The sequence below is a fragment of the Parasaccharibacter sp. TMW 2.1888 genome, assembly GCF_023167265.1.
Taxonomy (GTDB): Bacteria; Pseudomonadota; Alphaproteobacteria; order Acetobacterales; family Acetobacteraceae; genus Bombella; species Bombella apis.
In genome coordinates this window covers 195,768-213,871 of sequence record NZ_CP030979.1, presented here as the reverse complement: position 1 = coordinate 213,871, position 18,104 = coordinate 195,768, and the positions used below count along the sequence as shown (strand labels likewise).

Genomic DNA, 18,104 nt, shown 5'->3' with positions numbered 1-18,104 from the left:
ATTGTTGAGTGGGTGATATTTTTTTATAATCACCCATTATGAAGATAGGTTTATTCATTCCCTGCTACATGGATGCCTTCTATCCCCAGACGGGTATTGCCACGCTGGAATTGCTGGAAAAGCTGGGGCAGGAAGTTGAGTATCCCATGGATCAGACCTGTTGTGGTCAGCCCATGGCGAATTCCGGGTGCAACCGTGATGCCAAAGAGACGGAAGCTCTCTTTATCCGCAATTTCTCGAAATATGATGTGATTGTCTCCCCCTCAGGGAGTTGCGTGCATCATATCCGGGACAATTTTGATGCCATTGAGCAGACGGATGAGGTCCGGCATGTGCGCAAGAACACATATGAGCTTGTCGAGTTCATTCATGATGTTCTGAAGGTGCGTGAATTCCCGTGGGCGGAGTTCCCTCACAAGGTCGGGCTGCATAACAGCTGCGCCACATTGCGGTCCCTGCGGACGGCCAGCATGTCCGAGCTGGGCGAGCCGTTTTTCTCCAAACCCAAGACCCTTCTTTCCGCCGTGAAGGGCATTTCCTTTGCTGCACCACGACGCCCGGATGAATGTTGTGGCTTCGGTGGCACCTATTCCGTGACGGAAGAGGCCGTCTCTGCCCGCATGGGGTTGGACAAGGTGACGGATCATCATGATGCCGGTGCGGAGTATATCGTCTCTGCCGACACGTCCTGCATGATGCACCAGCAGGGCTGCGCCGAGCGCAATGGCGTGCCCATCCGCTTCATCCATATTGCTGAAATTCTGAATGGAGCGAGGGCATGAGCAACAGACCAGTCCCTCACGCCAAACTGGCGGCGGAGTTTCTGGAGGATGAGCCGCATCGTCACTTTCATGATGAACGCTTGTGGGACATGCGCCAGAAGCGTGACGAGCAGATGCACATCATGCCGGAATGGCAGGAGCTGCGGGAGCAGGCATCCCGGCTGAAGGAACATACGCTGGCCCATCTGCCCCAGTATCTGGAGCAGTTTGAGGAGAATGCCCGCCGCAATGGCATCCATGTCCACTGGGCCAGGGATGGTGCGGAACATAATCGCATCGTGGAGAAGATTCTCAAGGATCACGGCCACTCATCCATCATCAAGAGCAAGTCGATGATTACCGATGAGTGCGAGATGCGGGAGTATCTGGAGCCAAAGGGCGTCAGCGTGACGGAGACGGACCTTGGCGAACGCATCCAGCAGCTGGACAACCAGCTGCCCAGCCATGTGGTCGTTCCGGCTGTCCAGAAGCTGACAACGGATGTGGCAAAGACCTTTGCCAAATATTACAATACCGACCCGAACATTGATGACCCGCACGCTCTGGCGGAGGCGCAGCGCAATGCGGCCCGTCCGGTCCTGCTGAGTGGCGATACGGGCATGACGGGGGGCAACTTCCTTGTGGCGGAGACGGGCAGCTTTGTCGTCTGCACCAATGAGGGGAATGCGGACCTCAGTGCCAATCTGCCCAACCTGCATATTGCCACGCTGGGGATTGAACGTCTGGTCCCCCGCATGGCGGACCTTGGCGTGTTCATCCGCCTTCTGTCCCGCAGTGCGCTCGGTTCACCGATCACCCAGTACACGACCCATTTCCGCAGGCCGAAGAAGGGCGGGGAGATGCATGTCATCCTCGTGGATAATGGCCGGTCCGAACGGCTGGGGATGGATGATTTCTGGACCTCTCTGAAGTGCATCCGCTGTGGGGCCTGCATGAATACCTGCCCGGTCTATCGCCGGTCTGGTGGGCAGTCTTACGGGTCCGTCTATTCCGGGCCGATCGGGGCGATCATTGACCCGACCTTCAACGCCAGAAAATTCAGCACGCTGCCCTTTGCCTCCACGATGAATGGAAGCTGTACCAATGTCTGTCCGGTCAAGATCGACATCCACGAGCAGCTCTATAAATGGCGGCGTGTTCTGGCAGAACGGCATGAAATTCCGTTCGTCAAACGGGAGATCATGAAGATGGCGGGGCGGCTGCTGGCCCAGCCGACCATGTACCGTCTGGCCATCAGCGGGACGGAGGTTGCCCTGAAGACCATGCCCCGTTTCGTGCTGTACAATTATCTGAATCCGTGGGGCAAACATCGGGAGCTGCCTCATCCGGTGAAGGAGACATTCCACAGCTGGTACAAGAAAAACCGTCTGAACAGGACCAAGGCACAGCATGAGGAGACACAGGCATGAGTGATGAGACGATGAGTGCCCGTGATGTCATCATGCAGCGTCTGAAGGAAAAAAAGTCTCCGCAGGAAGGGGCGTATCCTTTGCCGCCTGTCGTGACATTGGGGGATCAGGATGCCAGCCCGGAACGGTTCGAGGCCAGTCTGGCCCTGATGGGCGGCAGGATGCTCTCCTTGCAGGATGGGGAAGGGGTCGAGCAGGCCATCAGGCGTGCGTTCCCGGGGATGCGCAATCTCTGCACCGCCGTACCGGAGGTGGAAGGGACGCTGCGGATTGAAGACCTGGAAACGCACGAACAGGCCGATACGGTGGATGTGATGGTCGTGCGGGCTGCTTTTGGCGTGGCGGAAACGGGGGGCGTCTTCCTCAGTGAGGTGGAGCTGAAAGACCATCTGGCCGATGTCCACCTGGCGCAGCATCTGATCGTCCTGCTCTCGAAGGATGAGCTGGTGGGCAACATGCACAATGCCTATCAGCAACGTTCCGAATTTCGGACGGCAGGGTATGGCGTGCTGATGAGTGGTCCTTCCGCCACGGCGGACATTCAGGGCGTCCTGATCCGTGGGGCGCAGGGTGTGAGGAGCCTGTCTGTCATCTGGGCCTGACGGCTTCCGGGAACAGGATACAGAAAAGGCCGTGCGATACCTTGTCGCACGGCCCTTTTTTTCTGGATCAGAGACCTTCGTTGCGGGAGGCCGTCACGCGGTCCTGGAGATGGCGTAGCAGTTCTGGCAGGCCGTCCCGGCTGACGCCGGAAAGCAGATGAACCTCGGTACCGGAGGCGGCCTCCAGGGCGGCCTTTCGCTCCTCGATTTCTTCCGGCAGCAGGGCGTCACATTTGTTCAGGACGAGAATCTCCGGCTTGGCTGCCAGCCCCTCATCATAGGCCTTCAGTTCCTTGCGGATGAGCTTCCAGTTTTGGACGCAGTTTTCATCCGTCCCATCAACCAGATGGATCAGGACGGCACAGCGTTCCACATGGCCGAGGAAGCGGTCACCCAGACCCGTTCCTTCGCTGGCACCTTCAATGAGGCCGGGAATGTCGGCAATGACGAATTCTTCCACGGCATTGAGGCGCACGACGCCAAGCTGTGGATGCAGGGTCGTGAAGGGATAGTCCGCAATCTTGGGGCGGGCACGGGAGGCCACCGAGAGCAGGGTGGACTTGCCCGCATTGGGCAGGCCGACAAGCCCGACATCGGCAATCAGCTTCAGCCGGAGCCAGACCCAGCGTTCCTCCCCGGGGAAGCCCTTGTCGGCCCGGCGTGGGGCACGGTTGGTGCTGCTCTTGTAATGGGCGTTGCCCAGGCCACCATCGCCACCCTGACAGAGCAGGACGGTCTTGTTTTCCTCATCAAGGTCCGCCAGCAGGGTCTCACGGTCTTCATCGAAGATCTGCGTGCCGATGGGAACATCAATGATGACATCATCCGCTCCCGCCCCGGTCCTGTTGGAGCCAGCCCCGTTGCCACCCTTGCGGGCACGGAAGTGCTGCGTGTAGCGGAAGTCGATCAGCGTGTTGAGGCTCGGCACGGCACGGAAATAGATGTGGCCGCCCCGGCCACCGTCACCGCCATCCGGCCCACCGAATTCGATGTATTTTTCCCGGCGGAAGGCGACAACGCCATCTCCTCCATCACCGGAGCGGACATAGATTTTGGCTTGGTCAAGAAACTTCATGGGAAGGCCGCCACAGCAAGGGGGAGGGGAAAGGGACAGGAAGAAAAAAGGCCGGCACCATTGATGGTAGCCGACCCTTCTTCATGCTCTGTGCCCGTCAGGGCAGGCAGAGTGCGTTATTCGGCAGCTTCTGCCAGGGCAACGGAAACGTGCACCTTGCCACCAGCACGACGCTGGAAGCGCACGCGGCCATCAACCAGTGAGAAGAGGGTGTGGTCACGCCCCATGCCAACGTTCTCACCCGGGTGCACCTTGGTGCCACGCTGACGGATGATGATGTTGCCGGCGATGACGCTCTGGCCACCGAACTTCTTCACACCAAGACGGCGGCCCGCACTGTCGCGTCCGTTACGGCTGGAACCACCTGCTTTTTTTTGTGCCATGACTGTGTCTCCTTAGGAACGGGCGAAATTACGCAGCGTTGATTGCGGTAATGCGCAGAACGGTGACCGGCTGACGATGGCCGTTCTTGCGGCGGCTGTTCTGACGGCGGCGCTTCTTGAAGATGATGACGGTCGGCAGACGGTCCTGTGCGACGACCTCGGCGGTCACGCTGGCACCCTCGACCAGAGGGGCACCGATCTTCGTGCCAGCCTCACCACCGACCATCAGAACGTCGGAGAAGGTGACTGTGCTGCCAGCCTCGGCATCCAGCTTCTCAACCTTCAGGATGGCGTCCTTGGCGACGCGGTACTGTTTCCCGCCCGTGCGGATGACTGCAAACATGCAAAACTCTCTTTATGTTACCGAAGCCTCTGGCCGTATTCCCTCCTTTCTGCGAAAGGAGGATGGCCTGCTCGCTTTTTGTCATTGGTTCAGACAGTGCCCCGCCAGCAGCGGAAAACCGTAGGAACAGAGGGGTTCTGTACTGCTTTTCTCCTGTACCGTCAATAAAAAAGCAGGATTTGTGGCGGGCAGGCGGGATAGAAGAGGGCTGCCTCTTGCCAATCCTGTAAAATCCCGCCATAACACCGGCCATCAGCTGGTGATGGTGGGCGCTGCCCCTGTTCCATTCCAGTTCCCCGGAGAGGTGCCAGAGTGGTCGATTGGGGCGGTCTCGAAAACCGTTGAGCGTGCAAGCGTTCCGAGGGTTCGAATCCCTCTCTCTCCGCCATGATGATTGTTCCCTTTGCATGTAAACTTTCGGTGCCGGGCGTTGTTCACCGGCAGGCTGGCCTGTGGCCTGATAGCCCGTTAGTTTGATACCCCGTAAGATATGGACTGCCTCCTTCAGACTGGTTTACGGAGGACATGGTCCCAAACCGGGGCCTTTGGGAGGGAGCAACATGCAGATATCCGTACTGGTGATCGGTACCGTCATCATTGTCATCGTGGCGTTTCTGGCGGCCGGGTTGGGGTATCTGCTGGCCATGAGGCGGGCTGGGTTGAAGATATCTGATCTTGCCATGCAGGTCCGGCAGATGGAGGTGGCCTTCCAGCAGGCCAGTGACCGGAATGACAGGGACGGAGCGGAGCTTGTCCAGCTCAGGAACAGGCTTCATGACACGGAGCTTGCGGAGAATACAGCCCGCACGCAGCTGCGCAATGCCCATGAGACGGTCCAGCGGCTGGATGCGGCCCTGACGGAACGGGGCGTACAGTATGAGGCCCTCCTCCAGAAATATGGCATGCTTGAAAAAGAGCATGTGGAAATCAGAACAACGCTGGAGCGGAAAGAGGAACATTTCCGGGAGCAGATGCAGCAGCTTGGCGAGGCCAGGCAGTCGCTGGGGAAAGAGTTCGAAAATCTGGCCAACAGGATATTCGAGGAAAAAGGTAAAACCTTTGCCGATGCCAGTCAGGTCAGTCTGTCGTCCATGCTGAAGCCGTTCCGGGAGCAGATCGAAGGGTTTCAGAAGCGGGTCAATGAGGTGCATGATGCGTCCCTCCAGGGGAACAGCACCCTCAATGCGGAGATCAGGAAGGTTCTGGAGATCGGCCTGAAGATGAGTCAGGAGGCCACCAACCTGACATCAGCCCTGAAGGGGGATTCCCAGCAGCGTGGTGCCTGGGGGGAGGCGCAGCTTCGCCGGACCCTGGAGATGAGCGGTCTTGTGGAAGAAGCCCATTATGAGGTCCAGAGTTCCTTCCGGGATGCGGAGGGGCGGCAGAAACAGACGGACTATCTGATCCGGCTGCCCGAAGGCAAACACATCATCATCGACAGCAAGGTGTCACTGAATGCCTATGACCGGGCCGTGGCGGCGGAGAGCCAGACGGAGCACGAGGCCGCTCTCAGGGAGCATGTGAAATCCGTCCGCCGGCACATGGATGATCTGGCCTCCAAGGATTACACGAACCTGATCGGGATGCGCAGTCCCGGTTTTGTCCTCATGTTCATGCCGATCGAGCCGGCCTACATCAGTGCCCTGAAAGCAGACCGGGACCTGTTTGACTATGGGTACAGGAAGGGCATCGTGCTTGTGTCCCACACGACACTCATTCCCATCCTGCGGACGGTCGCCAATCTGTGGATGATCGAGCGGAGCAACCGGGAAGCCCGTGAGATCAGCGAGAGGGCGGGGGACATCTACAATTCGGTCTGTCTTGTGGCCGAAAGGTTGAATAAGCTGGGCGGAAGTCTGAACACGGCAAGTAACCATTACAACAGTGCCGTCAGGGCATTGGCCGGGCAGCAGGGGCTGTATGGCCGGGTGGACCGTTTCAGGCAGCTTTCAGCCAAGGTCAGCAAAAACCTGCCCCGGCTGGAGGCGGCTCATATGGATTTTGAAACGGAACGTCTGGGCCTGATCGTGGAGCCAGTGGAAGATGATACCGGACAGCCGGTACCAGTGACCGGTCCCTGAACACGCCGCCCTTACTGGAAGAGGGACAGGATGTTCTGTGACTGGCCATTGGCGATGGAAAGGGACTTGATGCCGAGGGACTGTTTGGTCTGGAGAGATGTCAGTTTGGCAGACTCGGCAGACATGTCAGCATCCGTCAGCGCACCGGATGCTGCCGTGAGGGAATCGGACGATTTCTGCCCATAGGCACTCATGGAGCTGATGAGCTGCATGTTGGCGCCAAGGTCGGATGTGACGTTGGTCATCGCCTGGATGGCGTTCTGCGTTATCTGGATCATTCTGGGAAGACGCTGTGCCGTGGCCGCCGCATTAAAACCGTCGCTGATGCGGGCACCGTCAGGAGTGGCCGTCAGGAAGTTGTTCACGGTGGGGTCTTCCCCAGGCATTGCGCTGCCGGGTGTCATGCCGAACAGTTCCGTCATGATGTGGCCGATCCCGTAACCGGTCGTGAGGCCGATCATGTAACCGTAGCTGTTCAGTGTCTGCGTGTCTCCCTGGAGGCTGGTGACAAAGGTCAGGCTGTTGGAGGTAATGCCCATTCCGTCCCCCGTGCCGCTCAGCGTGCCGCCGGAAAGAAGATTGACGCCTTTCACCGTGGCGTTTCGGGCGATGGTGTCGATGCTTTTCATGTAACCTGTCAGCTCTTTGTTGAGCTGGCCGAGAGATGATTCATTGCCGATGTTGTTGCCAACGGTTGTCACGGCATTCTGGACATTCTGAAGAACCTTGATGATGCTGTTGGCTGCAGAGTTGGTAGCGCTGAGAACCTGGGAGGCATAGCTTAGCCCGTCATTGACAGCACTTTGTCCTGCAATGTCCCCGCCAATCTGGGAGGCAATGCCGAAAGCGGCTGGATTGTCGGAGGCATTGGCCACTTTCTTGCCAGTGGAAACAGCGTTTTCCGTGTGGGCCAGATCCGTCTGTGTCGTGTTCAGTGTTTCCAGGGCAGCCAAGGAAGACTGGTTGGTGTTGATGGAAAGACTCATGGCCCTTTCTCCCAGTTCATTAAGCGGAACCAACGGACATCTGCTGGCGGATGCAAGGAAACACGAAAATTTTACAAGCTTCTTAAATTTTGAATGAAAAATGGTTCTTCACTTGTTTTATGAAAGTCACATTAGAGCGCCATTAAGATTCATCATGTCGAGAGCTGATTGTTTATAATAGAGAAATATGAGTAATGTTTTAATTATATGAGATGGATTTCATGGCGACATGTCGTGAAAATGGCATATGTGTATTTCAACTTCATGAGCCAAGGACCGTCAGGATGACATGAGTTTCTTCCGGTCCGGTATTGTGAAACCAGTGCTCCATGTCCACGAGAACAATGGCCATCCAGCTGGTGGCAGGTGAAAATGGCGCGGGCAGGCGGTGGATTCAGAGGACAGTTCTGTAAGTATCTGTTTCTGTCATTCTGTCTTTCATGGGGCTGTTCTGTTTTTTCATCGTGTCCATCGCACGAGTGTCTGCTTCTGTTCCCCCAGCCCTTCAATGCCCAGCCGCATTTCGTCACCTTCCTGCAACCACAGGGGCGGCTTGTGTCCCATCCCGACACCGGGCGGTGTTCCGGTGGCAATGATGTCGCCGGGCAGGAGCGTCATGTACCGGCTGAGATAGGCGATGATCTCACGGACAGAGAAGATCATGGTGGCTGTCGAGCCGTCCTGACGACGGGTTCCGTTCACGTCCAGCCAGAGGCGCAGGTTCTGCGGATCAGCGATCTCATCAGCCGTGACAAGGAAGGGGCCGACAGGTCCGAAATTGTCGCAGCCCTTGCCCTTGTCCCATTGTGAGGACTGCATCTGGAAACTGCGTTCTGACACATCATTGACGATGCAGTAGCCTGCCACATGCTCCAGAGCCTTCGCTTCCGTCACATGGCGGGCTGTGCTGCCGATGACGATGCCGAGCTCGACTTCCCAGTCCACTTGTGAAGCATGGGGCGGGATGGGGATGTCGTCATGGGCACCGCAAAGGGCGGAAGGAGCTTTCAGAAAGACGATTGGTTCCTGCGGGATGGGAAGACCGGCTTCTTCGGCATGATCGGCATAGTTCAGGCCAATGCAGACGCATTTGGAGACATGGCTGATGGGCACGCCGAACCGGGGAGAGCCTTCCACGGCTGGCAGGGTCGCTGCATCAATGGCTGCCACCTGAGCAAGGGATTGTGGGGAGAGGCGCTCCGGCGTCAGGTCACTCCAGAGTCCCGAAAGGTCACGCAGTGTACCGGAACTGTCGATCAGTCCGGGCTTTTCAGAGCCGGGGCGGCCATAGCGGCAGAGTTTTGTCATGACGGGGTTTTTCCTGAGGGTTGCGGGGTGGTCATCCGCTCCAGTTTTTCAACGATTTTTCCGCATCGTTGCGTGAAGGCTTCCCGGCTGTAATGCTGTTCGATGTAACGTTTTGCAGCTTTGCCGTAGTCGTTCAGCAGGGCCGGGTTCTGAAAAATTTCTGCCAGCGTGTCGCAGAAGGTTTCAGGAATCCTGTCAGGTTGCAGCAGGAATCCTGTCCGGTCAGGCTGGACGCTGTTGCGCATTTCCCCGACCGGTGTCGCCATGACAGGCAGGCTCATGTTCATGGCTTCATGGGCAGCCAGACACATGCCCTCATAAAGTGAGGGCTGTGCGTAAAGCTGGAGCGTGCGGAGAAAGGCCGGAACATCCGTCTGGAAACCTTTCAGGGAGACGTGGTTTTCCAGCCCGTGCTGCCGGATGAGGGTTTCAAGCTCCGCCCGCTGGGGGCCATCGCCTGCAAAGGACAGGTGCACGAGGTCTGCCCACTGGGGATGACGTGCGCGGAACAGGGCCAGACCTTCGATGAGCAGGGGATAGTTTTTCACCTCATGCAGTCGCCCCGTGCTGCCGATGTGTAGAGGTGTCCTGCCATTCCAGTCCGGGGCCGGGTGGTTTTCGGGGGCGGCCACATAAAGAGGCCAGGACGTGATTTTCTCCGGCGGAATGTTCATTTTTTCCCGAAGGAAACGGGCCACATAAGCGGAATCTGCAACCCATAGCCGGGTAATGCGACGGCCTGCCGTGGTGGTGAAACGGATGCTGGCACTGTTCTTCCAGCTGACAACGGGAATATTGAGGAGTGCTCCGGCCAGCTGGCCCAGCAGTGTGGCTCGGCTCAGGGAGGTCCAGATGATGTCGGGCCGGTTCCGGCGGAGCAGGCGCAGGAGACGGATCAGCGTGAGGAAGAAACTGCGGCGCCGGCTGTCCAGAAGATGGTAGGGGATTCCGGCCTGTTCCAGATGAGGAGCTGCCCCCATGTCCCGAGGCTCGCAGGCGGTGACATCCACCTGATGGCCGAACTGTTCGAGGGTTTTTACGATATCTGGGATGGCAAATTCAGCCCCACCCGTTTCCAGGCTTGTGACAACATAATGGATATTCATGGAGACGGCAGAACCTCGGACAAGGGCAGGGAGGCAGAAGTCTGGCTGCCCACAGGCAGGAGATCAAGCCCTTTGCGGGTGGCCTGCGTATGAATCCTCATCATGGGGCAGGGGGATGGGGCCTTCACCACGGAAGGGCTTGCTGGCATCCAGAAAATTCTCGTTTGTCCGCAAGGTGTGTTCGATCACCACAAGATGGGCCAGGGCACGGGTTATTTCCAGCCGGATGATGGCCTCATGGTCCTGTGTGTCCAGCTCACGCAGGCGGCGTATGGCGGCCCGGGTCAGGCGGGCTGCCCGGTCATGCCGGCGGGATGAGTGTTCAATGTAATAGAGAACCAGCGTGATGGGGCGGCGGGCGCTTTCCGGCAGATACTCACGGTTGAGCAACCCTCGCAGGCGGATGATGTTCAGCCCGAGTGTCAGGGTAGCCAGCGTACCCTGAATACCGGCCTCCACAAGGGGGGACAGGGTGGTGGCGTGGCTGAGAAGGCGAGAGAAGCGGTCCGTACTGTGGCCAATCCATGCGCTGATCTGCGGTGTGCTGCTCAGGCTGGCAAGATTGCGCAGTTCCCGCAGTGTGGCACGGCGCAGCCGGAATTCTTCGGCCTTGCGGTTGAAAGGCAGGATGCTGCGGAAGATCAGCACGGCCGTTACACCTGCAAGGATGATGGCGAGGTTGGTGTTGTAGAATTTCGTCTCGTCAATGACATGATGATTCTGGATGCCCAGCATCAGGGGCATCAGCAGGTTGAAGGCCGAGGCTGCCGGGGCTGTGGCGGGGTTGGCCCGGGCTAACCCTCCGATCATCATCACGCAGGACAGGATGAGCACCAGAGGTTCATATGTCGTGACCATGGGAATGAAGATGAAGCAGAGCAGCCAGGCCACGCACCAGCCTACCGCAAGCCCTTTGAGGAATTTGATTGTTCCCAGTACGGGGTCTTCCTTTGTGGCGAAAAGGCCGCAGATCAGGGCCGTGATGCTGATGAGTGTGTTGCCATTGGACCATGCCGTGATTTCATAAATGAAGGATGTGACCAGAATGGTCAGCGCCGCACGGAACCCGTTATTGAAGGCAAGTCGCCCGTCCCGGTGCGTATGGCGCTGGAACTGGAAATGGTCACCACGCACACTGTGCGTGCTGGCGTGATATTCCGTGATGGCTTCTTCCAGATCACCGATCAGATCCCCAAGGGATGAGAATAGAATACGTTCATCCAGTGCGGAATCAGTAATGATGGTGGTCTTGTCCCGTAGAGGGGTTAGTGGGCCAGAGGTGGAGATGATCTTTTGCCGGTGCGGGGTTGCATAACGGCGGCAGATGTCCCGGAGGTGCTGGAGCTCGGCGAGAAGTTCCGAGATTTCGGCTTCCTGGGGAAGGCGGCTGGAGAAGTCCTTCAGAAAATGCCGGAACGCCCGTGCCACCGTGTCAAAATCCTGATGGTTGGAGGAGAGCAGCTCCAACCGTGTAGCCATACCGAAACTGCGGGAGAGCAGGGCAGATACGGCGGCCAGGGCGGCACGGGCATGGTCGCCTTCATGACCATGCGCACCCATTTCCAGTTCCGCAAATTCGATCTGGTCGTTGATGGAGAGGATGGTGCCGAACAGCTTGCGGGCTTCTGTCAGGGCGCCGGTGTCCCTCTGGAGAATATGGTGGAGGGTGTCGGCCACCAGTGTTAGGGCCGATTCCAGTTTCTGCCGTATCTTGAGATGGGCTACACGGTCCTGGTTGAAGGCGAAGAGAAGTCCGATGAAGGCCTCACACAGCACGCCGAGGATGATGTAACTGGCACGGGATACGGCAAACATGAAGATGCTGCCCGTATGCGGGACGACATCCATGCAGATGATGGCGCAGGTGTAGCCGGAGAGAACCAGCGCATAGGAGCGGAAGTTGCTGACAAAGGTGGCCAGCCCGCTGCAGAGGCCAATCCACAGGGCAATGATCGGGAAAAACAGCCAGGGAGCCTGCGGATATATGCCGACGAAGATCAGGGCCGCCACACCGCCAGCCAATGTTCCTATGATGCGCCAACGGGCTTTGGAGAGGCTTTCTCCTCGTGTCAGCTGCGCTACGGACCAGACCGTCATGGGGGCCCAGATGGGACTGTCCAGCTCCAGCCAGAGAGCGATCCCCAGAGACAGACAGGCTGCAATGGTAGTCCGCAGGGCGAAGAGAAATCCATCCAGAGACGGGGTGAAGATCCAGTAGAAAAAGGACGGGGTCCTGAAGTTCAGAAAACGGGTGATCATTGCGCATCCAGTGGCTTTCAGGACGGGAGATTACTGCCCTTTACGCATGGATGCGAGGGGTCACACTTATAATTGAACAAAAATATCGGAATGATTTCAGAGGGAATATTTTTTTCATTATCATGGAATATTTCTCTTTTTTGTTTAAAGGAAAAATAGTAAAACTTTTCTGAAAATTCTGCTGAAGACTTGTAGCTGCAAAGGTTATTCAATGACGGACAATACTCAGGCTGAAGGAACTCAGACGGCCCCGAATGAAGAGCGCAGAAAGCTGCTGGAGCTGACGACTGATATTGTCGTCGCAAAGTTGACTGGTTCTGATGTCTCTGCTGACAGCCTGCCGGGACTGATCCGCCAGGTTTATGAGGCACTTGCCGGGCAGGGGGGAGAAAGCGGTGACGTGGCGGAGCAGACCCGGCAGCAGCCGGCCGTGCCCGTGCGCAAGTCCGTCTACCCTGATTATATCGTCTGTCTGGAAGACGGAAAGAAGCTGAAGATGCTGAAGCGGCACCTGAAGAGCACGTATGACATGACGCCGGACCAGTATCGGGAGAAGTGGGGTCTGCCTGCGGATTACCCGATGGTGGCGCCAGCCTATGCTGCACGGCGGTCCGAGCTGGCCAGAACGATTGGGCTCGGGCGTAATATTGGTGTCTCAGCCGAGAATAAACGGGATAATGGCAGTAAAAACTGAAACCGTTTATTAACATCAATCTGAAAAAAGCCGGGCGTAAACCCGGCTTTTTTCATAGTAGAGCATTTTTTCTTGACGTTTCTGGCGTCCTATTGTCACTCTTCGGAAGAATGATCAGTGACGGAGAGTTTGGATGACACGCTCGGAATTTGTCGCTTTACTGACCTCCCGCCTGGAGGGTGTTTCCAGAGATAAGGTTGATCAGGCTGTTGATGGGATATTTTCCCGTATCGCTTCTGGCCTTGCGGCAGGGAACAGGGCCGAACTGCGTGGCATAGGCAGTTTTGGAACACGCCAGCACACTGCCCATCAGGGACGGAACCCGAGAACGGGTCAATCAGTGGCTGTCAGGGCGAAGCGTGTTCCTTTTTTCCGGGCTGGAAAAGACCTGCGCGAGAGGGTCAATCAGCCGAAGAAATGAACGGCTCTGCGCTATGTGAGGGGGTTTCTTTCCCCGTACGGGCCGTATTGAGTTCTTCCAGCAGGAAGTCCCGGAAGACTGAAATCCTTTTGGAGCTTCTCAGCTCTTCCGGATAGACAAAGAACGCCTCTGCCAGCGGGCCATGCACATCTGGGAGAATACGGACAAGGTTAGGATGGGCGGAAGCCGTGTAGAAAGGCAGGGTTCCGATGCCGTTGCCCTGCGCAATGGCCATGCCGACCGCCGCAATGTTGTTGACGGCAAGGCGGACCTTGGGGTGGAGGATGATTTTATCCTTCACGAGCCGTTCAATCAGCCAGTTTACATGGGGCAGGGGAAGGTGCCAGCCAGCAAAGCCGATCAGATTGTGGTCGGCCAGATCCTTCAGCGTGGTGGGGGTACCGTGTTCTTCCAGATATTCCCGGCTGGCATAGATGGGCATGTGAAAACTGGCCAGGTGACGCTGGATGAGGTCGGGCTGGGTGGGAGGATGGAGACGGATGGCGACATCAGCTTCCCGCATGCTCAGGTCAAGATCGGAATCCTCAAGCAGGAGCGTGACTTCCACATGGGGATGACGTTCCATGAAGTGATGGAGACGGGGTGTCAGCCAAGAGAGGCCAAAGCCTGATGTGGTCGTGACCTTGATCTTCCCGGCCGCTTTCTCCCTGTTTTCACTCAGGAAAGCTTGGGTCAGGGCTAGTTTGGAGAAGACCTCCCGGGCCGTGCGGTGGAGCACCTCACCCTGTTCGGTCAGGATAAGCCCACGGGCGTGGCGATGGAAGAGAGGTACGCCCAGTACGTCTTCCAGTGCAGAAATCTGCCGGGAGACAGCAGACTGGCTCAGGTTGAGACGATCACCGGCATGAGTGAAGGAGCCGGCTTCCGCCACGGTATGAAAGATACGGAGTTTGTCCCAGTCCATTTTCTGATTCCCGTATGCCCCTTCGCAATAATCATGGCCAGCTCTGCTCATAACGCCCCGCATCGTAACCTTAACCGTCTGTCTATTTCATGAAAACTTCCCGAAAAGAAACGATCGGTCAAGGGCAGAATGCCTCTAAAGTTGGTTATATTTTCGTTAAATGAAGATGAAAGGCCATGAAAAGGATAGAGTTTAGTCCATTTTAGCTAGTGTTGACTGATAGAGGGCAGATCATCTTTCAGCAAGGCGAAAATGAGAGATGGTCTGCCCCTGTGCAGGTCTGTCAGGCACCATATTTTTTTTCGGCAAGGTAACGTTCCGCTTCCAGAGCGGCCATGCAGCCCGTACCGGCAGCCGTGACAGCCTGACGGTACGTCTTGTCCTGAATGTCGCCGGCTGCGAAGATGCCGGGAATGGACGTTGAGGCAGTTCCCGGCTGGGTTGTGATGTAGCCTTCTTCATCACAGAGGACTTCATGCCGGAAGGGGCCTGTGCTGGGGCTGTGGCCGATGGCCACAAACACGCCATCCACGGCGAGACGCTCCGTTTTCGTGTTATCCTGCGTGTCTGTCAGTTCAAGGGCCGTCACGACGGCGGGTGAACCTTCACCGATGATTTCGTGGACAGCCCGGTTCCAGTGAATTTTGATCTTGGGATTGTCATGCAGGCGCTTCTGGAGGATGCGTTCGGCTTTCAGGCTGTCACGCCGGTGGATGAGATGCACGGTAGAGGCGTGGTGGGTCAGATAGAGGGCTTCTTCCACGGCCGTATTGCCCCCGCCTATGACGGCAACGTCCTTGCCGCGGTAGAAGAAGCCGTCGCAGGTTGCACAGGCAGACACGCCGGCACCCTGATATTTCTTTTCAGAATCGAGACCAAGCCACTTGGCCTGGGCGCCCGTGGCAATGACGACTGTACGTGCCAGGAACAGGTCGCCAGAATCCCCTTTCAGGTGGAAATAGCCTTCTGCATCAGGGCCCTGCTTGAGGGAGGCTTCCGTGATGAGGTCATAGAGCAGCTTCGTCCCGACATGTTCAGCCTGTTCCCGCATCTGTTCCATGAGCCATGGCCCCTGGACAGGTTGTGCAAAACCGGGAAAATTTTCGATTTCATCCGTGATGGTCAGCTGGCCACCGGGCTGCATGCCGGTAACCAGAAGAGGCTGCATGCCAGCCCGGGCGGCATAGATGGCTGCTGTATAGCCTGCCGGTCCGGCCCCGACGATCAGCATGTCGGTATGATGTGTCTCTGCCATTGAAAGCTCCGTGGTAAAGGGATCATCTTCCCGGCTACGGGGATGAGAGGAATGGTTTCGAAGGGGCGGGGTGATCTTAGGTCCGCTACGGGCTGGAGGATAACAGATATAGTATATGAAAGATTTCGGTAAAAATAATTATCTTGCGGAGAAACGAAATATTATTTCTCTTTTCCATGGGAAGAGTTTTCACATAAGAAAGATCAGTCTATACAGGCGGGGATAACCCCCTGCGGATGAGCCCGTTCCCCATCCGGGCCGCATGGGGGTTCTGTGAGCAGAGTTGCTGGAAACCATATGAGCATTGCAGACCTTGATGAGATTGACCGCAGTATCCTGGCGGAGCTCCAGCAGGATGGCCGTGTTACCAATGTGGAGCTGGCCCGACGGGTGGGAATTTCTGCGCCGCCCTGTCTGCGTCGTGTCAGGCGGCTGGAGGAGATGGGGCTCATCCAAGGCTATCATGCGACGCTGGCTCCGGCGATGCTGGGTTGGTCCATCACATTTTTTGTTCTGGTCGGGCTGGACAGCCAGAAAGGTGCCGTGCTGGCAGAGTTCGAGGCCCTGGTCGCAGAATGGCCGGAAACGCAGGAATGCCACATGATCCGGGGAGGGGAGGATTTCCTCCTCCGTCTCATGGCCCGGGATGCGGAACATCAGAATCGTCTGACACGGGACCTGATCGAGGTAACGCACGTCGTACGGGTACAGACTTTCCAGGTCATCAGGACAAGCTGTGAGAGAGCCGGCGTTCCGCTCTAGGAGCGGATCATGCTGAAACCTGTCCGCTTTTTCAGGCGCTGGAAGCCATTGCATATCCTGTTCTGCTGTGCGGCTCTGGGGCTCATGGTGCGGCTTTTTCTGGCTGCTGAAGTACCTCTCATACCTGATGAGGCCTATTACTGGCTCTGGTCCCGCCATATGCAGGCAGGGTATCTGGACCATCCTTTCATGGTGGCGTTGTGGATTCGGCTGGGAACCCTCTTGTGGGGGGATACGCCGTTTGGCGTACGGTTCTGTGGTCTGGTCGGTTTTGTCTGTGCCAACATATGGCTTTTTCTGGCCGCCCGTCGTTTTTTCCCTTCTCGTGACAGGGTGGGAGTTCGGGCGATTCTACTGTTGAATGTGACCCTGATGGCGTTTGTGGGGCTTGTTCCGGCCACGCCAGATGTCCCTCTGTTTGTTTTCCTTTGTCTGATGTTATGGGCTTTGTCTGGAGCCTTGCAGTCCCATGGGGCGGCAGCCTGTGGCTGGTGGGTGCTGTGCGGTATTGGTCTTGGTCTGGCAGCCGATTCCAAATACACGGCTCTTCTGCCGGGGCTCGGTCTGGTGGGGTTTGTTCTGTTTGGCGGCCGGGGGGCTTGGCGTATGGTCGGCCCCTGGTTGGGGGGAGGGGCAGCAGCCCTCATGGTGCTGCCAACCCTGGTCTGGAATGAAAGGCATGGCTGGGCGGGTCTGCTGAAACAGGGCGGACGGGCTTCGTACTGGCATCCTGAACGGGCCGGGCAGTTTCTGGGGGAACTGCTGGCGGGGCAGCTGGCCCTGTTGACCCCTTGGGTTGCTGTCCTGTGTTTCATGGGGCTATGGCGTGCCCGCCATGGGCAGCGTGTGCTGTTGTGGCTGTCCGCTCCTGCGCTGCTGCTGTTTCTGGTGAATGTGACGGGAGAGCGTGTCCAGCCCAATTGGGTCTGGGTGCTGTATCCAGCCCTTATCCTGGCCGGGGCCGCTTATGCGGGTCGGCTCAGGGGAGCCTGTATGACGGGGGGCATCTGCACGGTTCTGGTCTATGCTCAGTGTCTGACGGGATGGTTGCCACTGCCCCCGCATATGGATCCCATCGCAAGGTTGGGGGCAGGTTGGAGTGATCTGGCAGCAGCGGTCGCAGAAGAGGCCGAAAAGGCAGGGATTTCATGTCTGGCAACGGACGATTATGCCCTGGCCTCAATTCTGGCGTTTCAGAAACCGCAAGGTCTTGCGGTGCTGGGAAAGGATTCCCGATGGGGCTATGTGGCAGGGCTTCCTCATGAGACGGTCAGGACGGTCCTGTATCTGAAGGATGGCCGGTATGGACCGGTGCCCGCAGGCGGCTGGGCCGTATGGCGGAAGGACAGGAAGCGGCCTGTAAGGGTCTATCTGCTGGAAAAACGGCACGACCTTTCCGGCTGGATCGTGCAGCGGCCTTGATGGGCGGCATGAAGGCAGACATGAAAAAAGCCATCCGAACATGGATGGCTTTCTCATTCGTACAAATACGAACAGGCTGACTTCAGAAGCCCTCGCGCTCCAGGCGCTTGCGCTCCATCTTGCGGGCGCGACGCACGGCCTCGGCAACCTCGCGGGCGCGGCGCTCGGACGGCTTTTCAAAGTGGCGACGGAGCTTCATCTCACGGAAGACGCCTTCGCGCTGCATTTTCTTCTTGAGGGCTTTCAGCGCCTGGTCAACATTATTATCACGAACGAGAACCTGCACGGTGT

Annotated in this window: 18 protein-coding genes and 1 tRNA gene; 9 read left to right on the top strand and 10 right to left on the bottom strand. The window is 57.4% G+C overall.

Features of this window, described 5'->3' with window-relative positions; all coding sequences use genetic code 11:
• The first annotated feature begins 38 nt into the window (after positions 1–38).
• The 3 genes from DTQ13_RS00970 to DTQ13_RS00960 are packed head-to-tail and all read left to right on the top strand — an operon-like array spanning position 39 to position 2,793.
• Complete coding sequence (locus DTQ13_RS00970; protein ID WP_043559860.1) at positions 39–782, top strand: (Fe-S)-binding protein; 744 nt, start codon at positions 39–41, stop codon at positions 780–782.
• Positions 779–2,191, top strand: a complete 1,413-nt coding sequence (locus DTQ13_RS00965; RefSeq protein WP_103765144.1) for a lactate utilization protein B — start codon at positions 779–781, stop codon at positions 2,189–2,191. Before DTQ13_RS00970 ends, DTQ13_RS00965 begins: the two co-directional genes overlap by 4 nt.
• An 11-nt stretch (positions 2,192–2,202) precedes the next feature.
• A complete protein-coding gene (locus DTQ13_RS00960) occupies positions 2,203–2,793 on the top strand; it encodes an LUD domain-containing protein (RefSeq protein WP_154981654.1) in 591 nt (196 codons plus the stop codon).
• Positions 2,794–2,860: 67 nt separating this feature from the next.
• Here DTQ13_RS00960 and obgE read toward each other — a convergent pair whose 3' ends face one another.
• The 3 genes from obgE to rplU form a co-directional block, all read right to left on the bottom strand.
• Positions 2,861–3,868 carry a GTPase ObgE gene (gene obgE / locus DTQ13_RS00955; RefSeq protein WP_248460784.1) on the bottom strand — a complete coding sequence of 336 codons (1,008 nt, stop codon included), beginning with the start codon at positions 3,866–3,868 and terminating at the stop codon, positions 2,861–2,863.
• A 116-nt stretch (positions 3,869–3,984) separates the two neighbouring features.
• Positions 3,985–4,251 (bottom strand): 50S ribosomal protein L27, encoded by a 267-nt coding sequence (gene rpmA, locus DTQ13_RS00950; RefSeq protein WP_043559867.1) that lies wholly within the window; start codon positions 4,249–4,251, stop codon positions 3,985–3,987.
• Positions 4,252–4,279: 28 nt separating this feature from the next.
• Positions 4,280–4,594, bottom strand: a complete 315-nt coding sequence (rplU, locus tag DTQ13_RS00945) for a 50S ribosomal protein L21 (RefSeq protein ID WP_043559869.1) — start codon at positions 4,592–4,594, stop codon at positions 4,280–4,282.
• 298 nt (positions 4,595–4,892) lie between these two features.
• On the opposite strand from rplU, the gene DTQ13_RS00940 reads away from it, so the two are divergent.
• Together DTQ13_RS00940 and rmuC are read left to right on the top strand one after the other, a co-directional pair.
• Positions 4,893–4,982 (top strand) — tRNA-Ser (locus DTQ13_RS00940).
• Positions 4,983–5,154: 172 nt separating this feature from the next.
• On the top strand, positions 5,155–6,675 hold the full coding sequence (gene rmuC / locus DTQ13_RS00935) for a DNA recombination protein RmuC (protein WP_248460783.1): 1,521 nt from the start codon (positions 5,155–5,157) through the stop codon (positions 6,673–6,675).
• A gap of 11 nt (positions 6,676–6,686) precedes the next feature.
• Here rmuC and DTQ13_RS00930 read toward each other — a convergent pair whose 3' ends face one another.
• The 4 genes from DTQ13_RS00930 to DTQ13_RS00915 all read right to left on the bottom strand — a co-directional run bounded on the left by DTQ13_RS00930 (position 6,687) and on the right by DTQ13_RS00915 (position 12,334).
• The gene (locus DTQ13_RS00930) at positions 6,687–7,661 is read right to left on the bottom strand and encodes a flagellin (protein WP_086431468.1); all 975 of its coding nucleotides are present in this window, start codon (positions 7,659–7,661) and stop codon (positions 6,687–6,689) included.
• A 459-nt stretch (positions 7,662–8,120) separates the two neighbouring features.
• Positions 8,121–8,969, bottom strand: a complete 849-nt coding sequence (locus DTQ13_RS00925) for a fumarylacetoacetate hydrolase family protein (RefSeq protein ID WP_043559873.1) — start codon at positions 8,967–8,969, stop codon at positions 8,121–8,123.
• A complete protein-coding gene (locus tag DTQ13_RS00920; protein WP_248460778.1) occupies positions 8,966–10,075 on the bottom strand; it encodes a glycosyltransferase family 4 protein in 1,110 nt (369 codons plus the stop codon). The genes DTQ13_RS00925 and DTQ13_RS00920 overlap by 4 nt, the downstream gene beginning before the upstream one ends.
• Before the next feature lie 63 nt (positions 10,076–10,138).
• The gene (locus tag DTQ13_RS00915; RefSeq protein WP_081847696.1) at positions 10,139–12,334 is read right to left on the bottom strand and encodes an FUSC family protein; all 2,196 of its coding nucleotides are present in this window, start codon (positions 12,332–12,334) and stop codon (positions 10,139–10,141) included.
• Between the two features lie 211 nt (positions 12,335–12,545).
• Here DTQ13_RS00915 and DTQ13_RS00910 point away from each other — a divergent pair, with 211 nt between their 5' ends.
• Both DTQ13_RS00910 and DTQ13_RS00905 read left to right on the top strand, forming a co-directional pair.
• Positions 12,546–13,028 (top strand): MucR family transcriptional regulator, encoded by a 483-nt coding sequence (locus DTQ13_RS00910; RefSeq protein ID WP_081563239.1) that lies wholly within the window; start codon positions 12,546–12,548, stop codon positions 13,026–13,028.
• A 133-nt stretch (positions 13,029–13,161) separates the two neighbouring features.
• The gene (locus DTQ13_RS00905) at positions 13,162–13,449 is read left to right on the top strand and encodes an HU family DNA-binding protein (protein ID WP_103765590.1); all 288 of its coding nucleotides are present in this window, start codon (positions 13,162–13,164) and stop codon (positions 13,447–13,449) included.
• On the opposite strand, the gene DTQ13_RS00900 is transcribed toward DTQ13_RS00905, so the two are convergent.
• The gene (locus DTQ13_RS00900; protein WP_052349033.1) at positions 13,430–14,374 is read right to left on the bottom strand and encodes a LysR family transcriptional regulator; all 945 of its coding nucleotides are present in this window, start codon (positions 14,372–14,374) and stop codon (positions 13,430–13,432) included. The genes DTQ13_RS00905 and DTQ13_RS00900 overlap by 20 nt on opposite strands.
• Positions 14,375–14,657: 283 nt before the next feature.
• The gene (trxB, locus tag DTQ13_RS00895; protein WP_248460776.1) at positions 14,658–15,629 is read right to left on the bottom strand and encodes a thioredoxin-disulfide reductase; all 972 of its coding nucleotides are present in this window, start codon (positions 15,627–15,629) and stop codon (positions 14,658–14,660) included.
• 297 nt (positions 15,630–15,926) lie between these two features.
• Between trxB and DTQ13_RS00890 the strand changes: the two genes are divergently transcribed.
• A complete protein-coding gene (locus DTQ13_RS00890) occupies positions 15,927–16,391 on the top strand; it encodes an Lrp/AsnC family transcriptional regulator (RefSeq protein WP_043559880.1) in 465 nt (154 codons plus the stop codon).
• 9 nt (positions 16,392–16,400) lie between these two features.
• Positions 16,401–17,813 (top strand): glycosyltransferase family 39 protein, encoded by a 1,413-nt coding sequence (locus DTQ13_RS00885; RefSeq protein ID WP_248460775.1) that lies wholly within the window; start codon positions 16,401–16,403, stop codon positions 17,811–17,813.
• A gap of 82 nt (positions 17,814–17,895) precedes the next feature.
• Here DTQ13_RS00885 and rpsU read toward each other — a convergent pair whose 3' ends face one another.
• Positions 17,896–18,099, bottom strand: coding sequence for a 30S ribosomal protein S21 (gene rpsU, locus DTQ13_RS00880; protein WP_026294133.1), 204 nt, complete (start codon positions 18,097–18,099; stop codon positions 17,896–17,898).
• Positions 18,100–18,104 lie beyond the last annotated feature (5 nt).